The organism is Thalassotalea piscium (assembly GCF_030295935.1).
In the GTDB taxonomy this organism is placed as follows: domain Bacteria; phylum Pseudomonadota; class Gammaproteobacteria; order Enterobacterales; family Alteromonadaceae; genus Thalassotalea_B; species Thalassotalea_B piscium.
Map to the genome: position 1 here is coordinate 2,202,692 of NZ_AP027362.1, position 14,062 is coordinate 2,216,753.

A 14,062-nucleotide genomic window follows, 5' to 3' on the forward strand; every position below is an offset into this window, starting at 1 on the left:
AAGTTAAGGGTCTCATACTAAAAGCCTTTATATGATAATTTATCAACTTTTGAAATAAATGATAAATAAATCAGCAACATGTCTAAATAACACACAATGAAAGGTGTTTTATATCTGGCATTATCACAAAGGAAAACTATATTAAATATTAAATAGATACTTAGGATCAAAAATTTAAATGATTAACTTAGCCAAACTACAAATTAAAACCGCTGTTGCCGGTACCATGGTCTTAGCTCTATTTTTTACCACCTTATTTTCGTCAATGATTAATATCAATCAATTTTCGTCGATGTTTTATGATGTAACAGAGAACGAACATCTCCCTAATGTGGTAAGTCGTGCAAAAGAGCAAATTCGTGCCGAACTACAAGTACCTATCACTCTGTCACAAGGAATTGCCCAAAATACACTTTTGCAAAGTTGGCTACAAAATGGCGAGAGTACTGAGCAACTGAACGATATAACGGGTTATTTTAACCGTTTCATCCAAGAGAATGGGGCTTTACAAGTATTTTGGGTGTCATCAAAAACCAATAAGTACTATACCGAAGCTGGCTTATTTAAAACAGTTTCAACCAGCGTGCCAAGAGATGACTGGTTTTTCGATATATTAGCAAAAAAACAAGATCTTGGACTGTCTATCGATGTTGATGAAAAAAGTGGTAAATTAACATTATTTGTTAATGTAATAGCTAAAACACTTGCCGGTGAACCATTAGGAGTGGCCGGCCTTGGCTACGATGTATCAACGATTACCGAGCTGGTTAAAAGTACTAAAGTCGGTGAAACTGGTTATATGTTTTTAGTCGGCAATGAAGGCAATATCACTGCTCACCATGATAGCAGTTTAATTGATAAGCAGATGAGCAGCATTTCAATTTATCAAAATATTCTTCAACAAGTTATCTCTGCCAAAGGTGATTTTAACTTGATAGAAAGTAAAATAGAAAATAAGGATATGTATGTAGCTGTCACCGAATTATCTGAAATGGATTGGAAACTAGTGGCTATTTTACCTAAAGCTGAAATTGACAATAAAGTGAGTAGTGTAGTTTGGCTATCAATAGGTGTAAGCCTTTTAATTGCAGTGATATTTATTGGGCTTTCTTTTATGGTGGCTAAACAAGTAAGTCGCTCAGTACAAGATGTTGGGGATAAATTATTAACTATGTCTGGTAATGGCGGCGACTTAACAAGCCGACTCGATGACAGCTACAACAACGAAGTTGGCCATTTAGCTACAGGGTTTAATGCGATTATGTCTCGTTTTGCTGATTTGGTAGTTGAAATTAAAACTGCTGAACAAGCAATTAATCAGGGCGTAATACAATTAAATGGTTTTTCGGGTAAATCAGTAGAATATGCACAAAACCAACGTGGACAAACTGAACAAGTTGCTACTGCGATGACTGAAATGGGGCATACAATAAGCGAAGTGTCTTCCGTTGCTCATAAAACTGCAACAGATACCGAGTCAGCTATGGCCGACACTCACGAAACTAATGAAGTTATTGATCAGGTTTCAACCACCATGGGGATACTTGCCAGCTCTATGGGACAAACAGAACAAGCTATCGCAGACTTAGCCAGCCAGGCCGAGTCCATCAACTCTGTTGTTGAAGCTATTAGTAGTATTTCTCAACAAACAAACTTATTAGCACTTAATGCCGCTATTGAAGCAGCTCGTGCTGGAGAGCAAGGTCGTGGCTTTGCAGTTGTAGCAGATGAAGTTCGAACCCTTGCTAGCAGAACACAAGACTCCACAACAGAGATCAGAAGCCAAATTGAGCAATTACAAGAAGCCGCTTCTCAGTCACTAAATGCTATTCGCGAAGGCGCAAAAAGTAGTACGGAGCTTGCTAAAAGAGCACAAGACGCGACACAAGCATTAGCATCGATTAGAGCTAAGTTTGATAGCATTAGTGATGGTAATCATCAGGTAGCATCTGCAACCGAAGAACAATCTTCTGTTGTAGAGCATATTAATCAATCTGCTCAAAGTATTGCTGATACCGCAGCAATGGTACATACCAATGCCGAAAACGAAAAACAAGAAATCTTGAATCTACAAGAGCAAGCTGAACATATGAAACAGATCGTCAGCCAATTTAAAGTTTGATAGACCAGGTTTGCTCTACAATAAAGTAATTTATATTAAAAAGACCAATAGCTTCACTACTGGTCTTTTTTATTATTAAGTACAAAGTTGATTAAATAGACTCGGTTAGGCATAAGCAATGCTTCTAAGCAAGCTACTGTATTCCTACTTTCGCTGGCTACTACCATCAGTTATTGAAACTATTGATCCACTTTGGTGTTAACACTTAACGGCTAATACCAAAATGACAGTTAACTTGTAATCCGTCGTATTTTACTTTAACAAGTTATACCAATCTCACTAACTATGTGAGATTAGTATAATTCCCTCTTCCAATGGCACATTGCATTCAACTATTTGAAATTTACATTCAAAAATAATTGGAGCCACAAGCAAAAAAAAGGCTTACCTCACTGTAAGCCTTTTTTGTATGTGGTGCAGATAGAGAGACTCGAACTCTCACGTCCTAAGACACTACCCCCTCAAGGTAGCGCGTCTACCAATTCCGCCATATCTGCAAATTAATTGTTAACGACTAATCAGGTATATCGTTATCTTTTTTCTTATCTGCTGCATTTAGTGTAGCTGCTGGAACATCTGTGTTTTCTACTTGTGGCTCTAAGCTAGGGATACCGTCAACTGTTTGTTCTACAGCAGGGTTAGCAAGATCATCCCATTCATCTGTCGCTTTTACTCTGTTAGCTGTTAAGTTACCTAACACTAAACTAATAATGAAGAATGCTACGGCTAACCATGTAGTTGTTTTTGTTAAAAAGTTACCTGAACCACTTGATCCAAAAATAGTGGCTGATGAACCAGCACCAAAAGATGCGCCCATATCAGCGCCTTTACCTTGTTGGATTAGAACTAAGCCAATTAAGCAAAGTGCAACGATTAGATAAACTACGATCAAAATTTGATACAACATGTTATTGTCCTTTAGCTGCCGAGCAAATTACACTGAATTCGTCGACGTTTAAACTAGCGCCACCAATAAGACCACCGTCAATATCAGTTTGTGCAAATAATTGTTCAAAATTCCCTCTGTTTACACTACCACCGTATAACAAAGGTACTTTTTGTGCGATTTTTTGGCTTTCATTCGCTAGATATTGACGAATAAAAGCATGTGTTTCTTGTGCCATTTCTGGCGAAGCTGTTTTTCCGGTGCCTATTGCCCATACAGGTTCATAAGCTATAACAACTCCTGAAAATTTTTCTATACCGATTGCATCAATAACAGGCTGAATTTGTGATGCTAAAACTGTTTCAGTTTGATCTGAGATTCGTTCTTCTTCACTTTCACCTATACATAATATAGGTATTAAGCCTGCTTCAAGTGCTTTAGTCACTTTACTTGCTACTAGAGTACTTGATTCTTTGTATAACGTTCTGCGTTCAGAATGCCCTAAAATAACATATTTTGCCGATACTTCGGTAAGCATTTCTGAAGAAACTTCACCTGTAAAGGCACCACTTTGTTGTTCACTCATATTTTGAGCCCCCAAACAAATGGTTGCAGATAAGCTCTGCTCTGCACTTTCAGCAGAAAATGCCGCTAAATAAGGAAAGCTAGGACAAACTACAACATTTACGTTTGAGGCAAGTGTAACTTGCTTTAATCCGCTAACCATTTCTTTTACCAAAGAAAGGTTGCCATTCATTTTCCAATTGGCTGCTACAATTGCTTGTCTTGTCATTTATCTTTCCTAATTTTAAGCGGCGAGATATTAACTAACCTCGCCTCAAGATACAAGCTTTTAGCTTAATATCTTGTTCATTTGCTCATAATTCAACCCATTAGCCTAATTAATACGCCTTAGCATTAACATGCTTTTTTAACAGCGTCGGCAATTTCATTTGCTAGTTGAGTAACTTCATCATGATCAGGCCCTTCAACCATTACTCTTATAAGCGGCTCTGTACCGGACTTTCTTAATAATACACGTCCTCGGCCAGTGAGTTTTTCATTTACTGTATGGACCGCACTCATTACACCATCAGCAGTAAGCGGGTCGTTATCTCCCACAAAGCGAACATTCACTAAAACCTGTGGTAACTTTGTCATTCCTTGGCGTAATTCATAAAGCGACTTTTTGCTATTACATATTGCTGTTAATACGTTAAGTGCTGCAATGATACCATCACCCGTGGAAGTATGTTTTAAATTAATAACATGACCTGAATTTTCAGCACCAAGTTGCCAACCGTTTTCTTTTAACATTTCCATAACGTGGCGGTCACCAACATTACTACGCGCAAAGGGAACTCCCATTTCAGCTAATGCTAACTCTAAGCCCATATTGCTCATCAAAGTTCCGACAACACCACCTTGAATACTGCCTGATTTTAAATCATTACACGCAATAACAAATACAGACTCATCTCCATCAACAACATAACCAGTATGATCTACCATCATTAAGCGGTCACCATCACCGTCTAATGCTATTCCTAAGTCAGCTTTATGCTCTACTACCGCGGCACTAATTGCATCCATTGACGTTGCACCACAGCCGTCATTAATATTAATACCATTAGGTGTTGCACCAATAACAACGACTTCTGCTCCAAGTTCTCTAAATACATTTGGCGCAATATGATAGGTAGCTCCATTGGCACAATCTACTACAATTTTCATACCTGAAAGTGAATAGTGACTAGGGAAATTGCTTTTACAAAACTCAATATAACGCCCTGCAGCATCATCAATTCGATTAGCTTTACCCAAATGGCTAGATTCAACACACACCATAGCTTTATCAAGTTCGGCTTCAATGGCTAATTCAACTTCATCAGGAAGTTTTTGTCCATCTTGAGAGAAAAACTTAATGCCGTTATCGTAAAATGGATTATGTGAGGCACTGATCACTATACCTGCTTCTGCACGAAAAGTTTTCGTTAGATACGCTATGCCTGGTGTAGGCATAGGACCTAATAAACCAATATCTACGCCTGCTGCAGAAAATCCTGCTTCTAAAGCTGACTCAAGCATATATCCTGAAATGCGGGTATCTTTTCCAATTAATACTTTTTTAGTGCCTTGCGCCGCCATAACTTTACCTGCAGCATAACCAAGCTTCATAACAAATTCAGGTGTAATAGGATATTGTCCAACTAGCCCTCTGATCCCATCGGTCCCAAAATATTTTCTTTCTGACATACTTGTCTCCTGTGTCATTATTTGTTGTCTTGTGCTGCGGCTAATACAAGTAATGTATCAACGGTTTCTTTTACATCATGCACACGAATAATATTAGCGCCGTTCTGCGCGGCTAAAAGCGCGGTAGCTAAACTACCCGCTAGTCTTTGTTGGGGTGAGCAATTCAATAAAGTGCCGATCATAGACTTTCTTGACGTTCCCGACAATATGGGTAAATCAAAACAAGTAAATTCTTCCAGATTTGCTAACAGTTTATAATTTTGTTCAAGTGTTTTACCAAAACCAAAACCAGGATCTATAATTATTCGCTCTCTGTTTATGCCCGCTTGCTCACATTGTGTGATTCGATGTGTAAAGAAGGCTTTAATATCATCAATAACATTGTTGTAATTAGGAGCTGACTGCATCGTTATTGGTTTGCCCTGCATATGCATTAAGCAAACAGGAATATCAGACTGTGCGGCAACTTCAATACAACCTTTATTCTGTAAGGCTCTAACATCGTTGATGATGTCCACACCATAAGTTAACGCCTCTGCCATAACACTTGCTTTACTCGTATCAATTGACACTAAAATATTGAAGCGTGACTTGATTGCTTTTAGTAATGGAATAGTCCGTTGTAACTCATCTTGTTCGTTAACTTCTTCGGCACCAGGTCTGGTTGACTCACCACCAACATCTATAATTTTAGCACCAGCTTCAACCATTTTCTCTACTTGATTTAAGGCAAGATCGATACGGTTAAATAAGCCACCATCAGAGAAAGAATCGGGTGTAACGTTAACAATCCCCATCACCTGTGGTTGAGCAAGGTTAAGCTGAAAAGTTGAACACGTTAGTACTTTAGTTTGGGAAAATGTCATAGCGTTTGGTTGTTTGTATTTTTGTGATTTTTTTGATTTTGAATAGTAAGGCTAGTGTATTAGTTTTAATAAAACAAAGCCTCGAAATTCGAGGCTTTGTTAATACTAATTGCGTTTAGCTAGGAGCGTCTGACGGGGTATTTAAGTCAGGTTGAACCTTGCTTTTAGCTACCGGCGGCTCATCAGAGTCTGAATGGTCATCCCACTCGGCTGCGGGTTTACGCACTTCACGGCGTTCCATCAAGTCATCTATTTGACCTGCATCAATGGTTTCATAATGCATTAAGGCATCTTTCATCGCATGTAGAATATCGATGTTTTCTTTAAGTACTTTTTCTGCACGGGCATAGTTACGATTAACGAAATCTTTAATTTCTGCATCAATCGCTTTTGCTGTTTCATCTGACATATGTAATGACTTAGCAGAAGTACGACCTAAGAAAACTTCACCTTCTTCTTCAGCAAATAACATCGGACCCATTTTTTCTGAAAAGCCCCATTGAGTTACCATTTTACGCGCTAACTGAGTTGCTCGCTCAATATCATTTGAAGCGCCAGTCGATACTTTGTCAAAACCGTAAATCATTTCTTCAGCGATACGGCCACCATATAAAGAAGAAATATTACTTTCTAAATGTTGCTTGCTGTGGCTGAAACGATCTTGCTCAGGTAAATACATAGTTACACCTAACGCACGGCCACGTGGAATAATACTTACTTTGTAAACAGGGTCATGATCAGGCATTAATCGACCAACAATAGCGTGCCCTGCTTCATGGTAAGCTGTCATTTCTTTTTCACTTTCAGACATCACCATCGAACGGCGCTCTGCACCCATTAATATTTTATCTTTTGCTTTTTCAAACTCATCCATTGACACTGTACGACGGTCTGAGCGTGCTGCAAATAGCGCGGCTTCATTAACTAAGTTAGCTAAGTCCGCACCAGAGAAACCAGGTGTACCACGAGCAATAACCGAGGCTTTTACATCGTCACCTAATGGTACTTTGCGCATATGTACTTTTAATATTTGTTCACGGCCACGAATATCTGGTAAACCTACCGTAACTTGACGGTCAAAACGACCTGGTCTAAGTAATGCAGGGTCTAATACGTCAGGACGGTTAGTTGCCGCAATAACGATTACACCTTCATTACCTTCAAAGCCATCCATTTCTACCAGCATTTGGTTAAGCGTTTGCTCTCGTTCATCGTGTCCACCGCCCATACCTGCGCCACGTTGGCGACCTACAGCATCGATTTCATCGATAAAGATAATACAAGGTGCCGATTTTTTCGCTTGTTCAAACATATCTCGAACACGCGATGCACCAACACCAACAAACATTTCAACAAAGTCTGAGCCTGAAATAGTAAAGAATGGTACTTTTGCTTCACCCGCTATTGCTTTCGCTAACAACGTTTTACCTGTACCAGGTTGACCAACCATTAAAACACCTGAAGGAATACGTCCACCTAGCTTTTGGAATCTTGTTGGTTCTCTTAAGTAATCAACTAACTCTGACACTTCTTCTTTAGCTTCGTCACAACCAGCAACATCAGCAAATGTAGTTTTTATTTGATCTTCACTCAGTAAACGCGCCTTGCTTTTACCAAAAGACATGGCACCTTTACCACCACCGCCTTGCATTTGACGCATGAAGAATATCCAAACACCAATTAGCAGGATCATTGGAAACCACGAAATAAAGATAGTGGTTAACATACTTGGTTCTTCAGGTAATTCACCTGACGCATTAACACCTTGCTTAACTAGGTCATTAATTAAGTCTCGGTCGTAACCACCAGGAATTACGGTAACGAAATTTTCACCGCTACGTTTAACTCCTTTAACAACACCGTTTCTATCGACACTTGCTTCACGTACTTGCCCTTGACGAACATCTTGCACAAAGCGGGTGTAGTCAATTTGTGCGTCGTTTCCACTATTAGGCGTGAAACTCTGAAACACCGACATTAATACAACGGCTATTACTAACCACAAAATAAGATTTTTTGCCATATCGCTCAACTTAATGACCTCTTGATAAAATTAACATCAGTATTCTAACTGATGTAACTACATAATTCAGAAAAATTCAGAATAATTTACTACAATTTAAACCCTGTCGCCACAATATATACCTCACGAGAGCGAGCTCTGGACGAATCAGGTTTACGAGTTTTAACTGTATTAAAGACATTTTTAACTTCTTTCATAAACTGTTCAAAGCCTTGGCCTTGAAATACTTTAACTACAAAAGCGCCATTTTTCTTTAATACTTGGTGACACATATCTAACGCAAGCTCTACTAAATACATACTTCTTGCTGCATCTGCTGCGTCATTACCAGTAAAATTAGCGGCCATATCAGACATTACAACATCGATATTTTTACCATTAATTTTTGTTAACAATGCATCTAATACCACTTCTTCACGAAAGTCACCTTGAAGAAAGTCTACACCAGCAATGGGGTCAATCGGTAAAATATCACAAGCAACTACCTGCCCCGAATCTCCAACTGCTTTAACAGCATATTCCGACCAACCACCAGGAGCTGCGCCAAGATCCACCACTTTCATACTAGGCTTGATCAGCTTATCCTTGCTATTAATTTCTTCAATTTTAAAATATGCTCGAGAGCGCAGCCCTAACTTTTGCGCTTTCTTTACATATTCGTCATCAAAATGTTCTTGCATCCAACGTTGGCTGCTATTGGTTAATTTTTTCTTACTCATTTAACTCTCAAATAAATATTTTATCAGTCTAAAACTGTTTAATTGATCAGGCTAATAAAACTCACACACTTTATTGAAGTAATATAAGGACGTGTTGACCTAGTATTACAAACTAGATGAGGGTAAAATAGCTTTAATTCAAGCTAACTTGTAACGAAAATTGTTAATGAGCCTAAATAATAAACAAATTCAACATTTAAAAGGTTTAGCGCATTCGCTAAAACCAGTCGTTTTACTCGGTAATAACGGTCTTACCGAAGCTGTTGTTGCAGAAATCGACTACGCGCTAAATCACCATGAATTGATTAAAATTAAAATTCCAACGGATGATCGCGAAAATAAGTCATTAATTATTGATGCTATTGTACGTGAAACCAAAGGCACTAAGGTACAAGTAATTGGTAAAACACTGATACTTTACCGCGAATCTCCAGAAAAGAAAATTCGCTTACCTAAATAATTATAATTTTATAGCCGTTGCTGTTATCACCTCTGTTTAACACTGCGGCTATATTATCTATTCCTCTCTTAAATAAAAACTATTTGCTTAGTATATTAGTAAACATTAATATAAAAAGATCATTTACTAATGGTTATCTATTATGATCTCCCCTATTACCGAACTTGTAAAAGAAGCAAAAAAGAACATCGATATTATTTCAGTAGCGCAAGCAAAGCAATTAATGGAAGAAACTCCATGTTTACTGTTAGATGTACGCGAGGCATCTGAAGTTGCGAGCAGTGCTGTCAGCGACTCACTAGCAATACCTCGTGGTGTGCTAGAAATGCAAATCACTTCAAAATGCAATGATCCTCAAATGCAAATTTTAGTGCATTGTCAATCAGGTGGCCGTGCTTGCTTAGCTGCAGAGCAATTATTAAAGATGGGATATAAAAACGTTAAAGCAATAACTGCCACTCATCAAGAAATGTGTGAACATTTTAACCAGTGCTAACACCTAGTTAATCTGAATTCTGGATAAGCTAATACCCCAAAGCTGCGATTTTTATATGCTTTAAACGCACATCCATTATCCCGAGTTCAGGTTAGCTTTATTATTAGTCGTTATATACTGTGCTATAAATAATAAAAAGCCCTTTAATATTAAAGGGCTTTTAAATATAGGTTAATTTGAATTAATTCAAATTATACCAGTTTCATTAATTAAGTGATTTATTTTATACGCAGTGAAAACAGCCAAATATAAGGCGTTTATTTTCATAACTAGTTGTTCAGCGTAATGATGCTCCAGCATTGCCCACATAAGCTACATCCTTGTAGCGATAATTATAAAATAAATAACGCAGTAGTTGACTGTTTTAGCCAGTAGAAATGATCACATAGTTAGTGAGATTGGTATTATATATGCTCAACCGCAATTATTTCATATTCAACTACACCGCCTGGTGTTGTTATCTCTATTTCAGAGTCAACTTCTTTACCAATTAGTCCTCTAGCAATTGGTGAGCTAATAGAGATTCGATTATTTTTGATATCTGCTTCATCATCACCAACAATTTGATATTTTACTTCTTCATCCGTCGCAATATTTAATAAGGTAACCGTCACACCAAATATTACTTTACCGCGGTTAGGTATAGAAGCAACATCTATAATTTGAGCATTACTAAGTTTACCTTCAATCTCTTGAATACGTCCTTCACAGAAACCTTGCTCTTCACGTGCTGCGTGGTACTCAGCATTCTCTTTTAAATCGCCATGTTCACGAGCATCTGCAATATCACTTACTATTCTTGGGCGCTTAACTGTTTTAAGGTGGTTAAGTTCTTCACGAAGCGCATCTGCACCTTGCACTGTCATTGGGTATTGGGTCATTCTTTATCTTCTTATTTCAATGAATTTTTCATATACGTTAATTAAAAAGTGGTTTTTTCAAGCGAAAAAACCACTTTATGCATAGAGTGTGTTGATCTAAATACTCTATTGTAACTTAACTACATAGTTTGTGAAGCTCTTGAATAGAGGTTACTGTATTTCTATCATCAGCTGAATGCGCTTGGCAAACAGCAAATGCGCCGTTCATAGTGGTAGTGTAAGCAACTTTATAACGTAATGCTCCACCTCTTAACACTTTTGAGTCTTCAATAGCTTTGCGACCTTCGGTAGTGTTTATAATGTAACTATATTCACTATTTTTAATTCTATCAAGAATGTGTGGTCGCCCTTCATGTACCTTATTTACTCTACGTACTGGCACACCGCCTTCGCGTAAAATAATTTCAGTACCATGAGTAGCATCAAGTTCGTACCCTAATGCAACCATTTTCTTAGCTAGCTCTAGCACTCGTACTTTATCGCTATTTCGAACAGAAATAAGTGCCCTACCTGACTTAGGTACAGATACGCCAGCACCTAAACTCGCTTTAGCATAAGCTTCTTCGAATGTTTTACCTACTCCCATTACTTCACCAGTAGAGCGCATTTCAGGGCCAACCAGCGGGTCACTTCCATGAAACTTATTAAAAGGAATAACCACTTCTTTAACTGAGAAATAAGGAGGAATAATTTCTTTAGTAATACCAAGTTCAGCTAACGTTTTTCCTGCCATTACGCGTGCCCCAACTTTAGCTAATTGAACACCTGTTGCTTTTGAAACAAACGGAACTGTACGCGCTGCTCTTGGGTTCACTTCTATTAAATACACTTTGCCATCTTTCACTGCCATTTGTGTATTCATCAAACCTACAACTCCTAGCTCAAACGCTAAGTCTGTTACTTGCTGACGTATAACATCTTGTACACTTTGGCTCAAGCTATAAGCGGGTAATGAGCACGCAGAGTCACCAGAGTGAACACCTGCTTGCTCGATATGTTGCATTATGCCACCAACAACTACATCAGTACCGTCACAAACAACATCGATGTCTACTTCAATAGCATCATCTAAGAAGTGATCAAGTAATACTGGTGAGTCATTCGATACACTAACAGCTTCTGTCATGTAACGACGTAAGTCTTCCAAATCATATACAATTTCCATTGCGCGACCGCCAAGTACATAAGAGGGTCGTACTACCAATGGAAAACCAATAGCTTCGGCTTTTGCCATCGCTTCATCTAACGAAGTTACCGTGGCATTTTCTGGTTGTAATAAACCTAAACGCTCTACTGCTTGTTGAAAACGCTCTCTGTCTTCTGCACGATCAATAGCGTCTGGTGATGTACCTATAATCGGTACGCCAGCCGCTTCTAGAGCACGCGCTAACTTAAGAGGTGTTTGACCACCGTATTGCACAATAACACCCTTAGGCTTCTCAATTCGGACAATTTCAAGTACGTCTTCAAAGGTAATTGATTCAAAATATAAACGATCAGAGGTATCGTAATCTGTTGACACAGTTTCTGGATTACAGTTAACCATGATGGTTTCATAGCCATCTTCACGTAATGCTAACGCGGCATGTACACAACAATAATCAAATTCAATCCCTTGGCCAATACGGTTTGGACCGCCACCTAAGATCATTATTTTATCGTTTGCAGTGGGGTTAGCTTCACACTCTTCATCGTAAGTTGAGTACATATAAGCCGTATCAGAACTAAATTCTGCCGCACAAGTATCAACACGTTTAAATACAGGAAAAATTTCAGCATTATGGCGTTTTTTACGAATTTCAGTCTCAGATACACCAATAACATCGGCTAAACGTGCGTCAGAAAAACCTTTACGCTTTAATTGTCTGAGGTAATCAGGGGTTAAACTTGCCATACCGCCATCGGAAACCGTTTTTTCTTCTTTAACCAAGTCTTCAATTTGTACTAAAAACCAACGGTCAATTTTGGTTGCATTAAATACATCATCAAGTGTTAAACCTAATCGAAACGCATCAGCTACATACCAAATACGCTCTGCACCAGCTTCTTGTAACTCATGCATAATGGTTGTTTTAGCACCTGGTTTAGTCACATCAACTTTAGGGTCGAAACCATTCACGCCAACTTCTAAACCACGTAACGCTTTTTGCATAGATTCTTGTTGATTACGACCAATAGCCATCACTTCACCAACAGATTTCATTTGTGTCGTTAAGCGATCCTCTGAACCGGCAAATTTTTCAAAGTTAAAACGTGGGATTTTTGTAACTACATAATCAATAGTTGGTTCAAACGATGCAGGAGTAGCACCACCAGTAATATCATTGCTTAATTCATCGAGTGTATAACCTACAGCAAGCTTTGCTGCAATTTTAGCAATAGGGAAACCCGTTGCTTTTGATGCTAAAGCTGAAGAACGTGACACTCGTGGGTTCATTTCGATAATAACCATACGGCCTGTATTCGGGCAAATACCAAACTGAACATTTGAACCACCCGTTTCAACACCTATTTCACGCAATACGGCAATCGATGCATTACGCATCATTTGATATTCTTTATCGGTCAGTGTTTGTGCAGGAGCAACAGTGATAGAGTCTCCCGTATGAATCCCCATAGGGTCGAAGTTCTCAATTGAACAAATGATAATACAGTTGTCATTTTTATCACGAACAACTTCCATTTCGTATTCTTTCCAACCGATTAATGATTCATCAATCAATAACTCTGAAGTTGGAGAAAGATCTAAACCGCGTGTGCAAATTTCATCAAATTCTTCAATGTTGTATGCAATACCACCACCAGAGCCACCCATTGTAAAAGATGGTCGGATGATACATGGAAAGCCTAAACTTTTACTTGCAGCGTGCGCTTCTTCAATAGTGTGTACAATTTCTGCTCGTGGACATTCAAGCCCAATATTTTTCATTGCTTGGTCGAAACGCTCACGGTTTTCAGCTTTATCGATTGCATCAGCCGTTGCGCCAATCATTTCCACATTAAACTCTTTTAAAACGCCTTTAGCTTCAAGTTCTAAAGCACAGTTCAATGCAGTTTGACCACCCATTGTTGGCAATACAGCACAAGGGCGTTCTTTTTCTATAATTTTACGTACAACTTCCCAGTGAATTGGCTCAATATACGTTGCATCGGCCATTTCAGGGTCAGTCATAATTGTTGCGGGGTTTGAGTTAACTAATATAACTCGATAACCTTCTTCGCGTAATGCTTTACAGGCTTGTGCACCCGAATAATCAAACTCACAAGCTTGACCAATAACGATTGGGCCGGCGCCTAAGATCAAGATACTTTTTAAATCGGAACGTTTTGGCATTTTTTCAATTCTCTCTCTT

At 38.6% G+C, this 14,062-nt stretch carries 12 protein-coding genes and 1 tRNA gene; 3 read left to right on the forward strand and 10 right to left on the reverse strand.

What is annotated here, in order from left to right; translation table 11 throughout:
- The first annotated feature begins 178 nt into the window (after positions 1-178).
- The gene (locus tag QUD79_RS09580) at positions 179-2,122 is read left to right on the forward strand and encodes a methyl-accepting chemotaxis protein (protein ID WP_184422647.1); all 1,944 of its coding nucleotides are present in this window, start codon (positions 179-181) and stop codon (positions 2,120-2,122) included.
- 412 nt (positions 2,123-2,534) lie between these two features.
- On the opposite strand, the gene QUD79_RS09585 is transcribed toward QUD79_RS09580, so the two are convergent.
- From QUD79_RS09585 to rlmE, 7 genes are all read right to left on the reverse strand, one after another.
- A tRNA-Leu gene (locus tag QUD79_RS09585) sits at positions 2,535-2,619 on the reverse strand.
- A gap of 17 nt (positions 2,620-2,636) precedes the next feature.
- Complete coding sequence (secG, locus tag QUD79_RS09590) at positions 2,637-3,026, reverse strand: preprotein translocase subunit SecG (RefSeq protein WP_184422767.1); 390 nt, start codon at positions 3,024-3,026, stop codon at positions 2,637-2,639.
- 4 nt (positions 3,027-3,030) lie between these two features.
- Complete coding sequence (gene tpiA, locus QUD79_RS09595) at positions 3,031-3,801, reverse strand: triose-phosphate isomerase (protein WP_184422649.1); 771 nt, start codon at positions 3,799-3,801, stop codon at positions 3,031-3,033.
- A gap of 125 nt (positions 3,802-3,926) precedes the next feature.
- Positions 3,927-5,264 (reverse strand): phosphoglucosamine mutase, encoded by a 1,338-nt coding sequence (glmM, locus tag QUD79_RS09600; protein WP_184422651.1) that lies wholly within the window; start codon positions 5,262-5,264, stop codon positions 3,927-3,929.
- Between the two features lie 17 nt (positions 5,265-5,281).
- Complete coding sequence (gene folP, locus QUD79_RS09605; RefSeq protein ID WP_184422653.1) at positions 5,282-6,130, reverse strand: dihydropteroate synthase; 849 nt, start codon at positions 6,128-6,130, stop codon at positions 5,282-5,284.
- Between the two features lie 115 nt (positions 6,131-6,245).
- Positions 6,246-8,162 carry an ATP-dependent zinc metalloprotease FtsH gene (gene ftsH / locus QUD79_RS09610; RefSeq protein WP_184422656.1) on the reverse strand — a complete coding sequence of 639 codons (1,917 nt, stop codon included), beginning with the start codon at positions 8,160-8,162 and terminating at the stop codon, positions 6,246-6,248.
- A gap of 80 nt (positions 8,163-8,242) precedes the next feature.
- Complete coding sequence (gene rlmE, locus QUD79_RS09615; protein WP_184422657.1) at positions 8,243-8,872, reverse strand: 23S rRNA (uridine(2552)-2'-O)-methyltransferase RlmE; 630 nt, start codon at positions 8,870-8,872, stop codon at positions 8,243-8,245.
- Positions 8,873-9,038: 166 nt separating this feature from the next.
- On the opposite strand from rlmE, the gene yhbY reads away from it, so the two are divergent.
- Positions 9,039-9,332, forward strand: coding sequence for a ribosome assembly RNA-binding protein YhbY (yhbY, locus tag QUD79_RS09620; RefSeq protein WP_184422659.1), 294 nt, complete (start codon positions 9,039-9,041; stop codon positions 9,330-9,332).
- A 142-nt stretch (positions 9,333-9,474) separates the two neighbouring features.
- A complete protein-coding gene (locus QUD79_RS09625) occupies positions 9,475-9,828 on the forward strand; it encodes a rhodanese-like domain-containing protein (RefSeq protein WP_184422661.1) in 354 nt (117 codons plus the stop codon).
- A gap of 186 nt (positions 9,829-10,014) precedes the next feature.
- Here QUD79_RS09625 and QUD79_RS09630 read toward each other — a convergent pair whose 3' ends face one another.
- The 3 genes from QUD79_RS09630 to carB all read right to left on the reverse strand — a co-directional run bounded on the left by QUD79_RS09630 (position 10,015) and on the right by carB (position 14,043).
- Entirely contained in the window at positions 10,015-10,137 is a 123-nt protein-coding gene (locus QUD79_RS09630; RefSeq protein WP_281401792.1) for a hypothetical protein, read from the reverse strand.
- Between the two features lie 95 nt (positions 10,138-10,232).
- Positions 10,233-10,709, reverse strand: coding sequence for a transcription elongation factor GreA (greA, locus tag QUD79_RS09635; protein WP_184422663.1), 477 nt, complete (start codon positions 10,707-10,709; stop codon positions 10,233-10,235).
- Positions 10,710-10,824: 115 nt separating this feature from the next.
- Positions 10,825-14,043, reverse strand: a complete 3,219-nt coding sequence (carB, locus tag QUD79_RS09640; RefSeq protein ID WP_184422670.1) for a carbamoyl-phosphate synthase large subunit — start codon at positions 14,041-14,043, stop codon at positions 10,825-10,827.
- Positions 14,044-14,062: the final 19 nt, after the last annotated feature.

Coding starts and splice junctions, on each gene's coding strand:
- QUD79_RS09580 (WP_184422647.1), top strand. CDS start 179: ATGATTAACTTAGCCAAACTACAAATTAAAACCGCTGTTGCCGGTACC.
- tpiA (WP_184422649.1), bottom strand. CDS start 3,801: ATGACAAGACAAGCAATTGTAGCAGCCAATTGGAAAATGAATGGCAAC.
- glmM (WP_184422651.1), bottom strand. CDS start 5,264: ATGTCAGAAAGAAAATATTTTGGGACCGATGGGATCAGAGGGCTAGTT.
- folP (WP_184422653.1), bottom strand. CDS start 6,130: ATGACATTTTCCCAAACTAAAGTACTAACGTGTTCAACTTTTCAGCTT.
- rlmE (WP_184422657.1), bottom strand. CDS start 8,872: ATGAGTAAGAAAAAATTAACCAATAGCAGCCAACGTTGGATGCAAGAA.
- yhbY (WP_184422659.1), top strand. CDS start 9,039: ATGAGCCTAAATAATAAACAAATTCAACATTTAAAAGGTTTAGCGCAT.
- QUD79_RS09625 (WP_184422661.1), top strand. CDS start 9,475: ATGATCTCCCCTATTACCGAACTTGTAAAAGAAGCAAAAAAGAACATC.
- QUD79_RS09630 (WP_281401792.1), bottom strand. CDS start 10,137: ATGTGGGCAATGCTGGAGCATCATTACGCTGAACAACTAGTTATGAAA.
- greA (WP_184422663.1), bottom strand. CDS start 10,709: ATGACCCAATACCCAATGACAGTGCAAGGTGCAGATGCGCTTCGTGAA.
- carB (WP_184422670.1), bottom strand. CDS start 14,043: ATGCCAAAACGTTCCGATTTAAAAAGTATCTTGATCTTAGGCGCCGGC.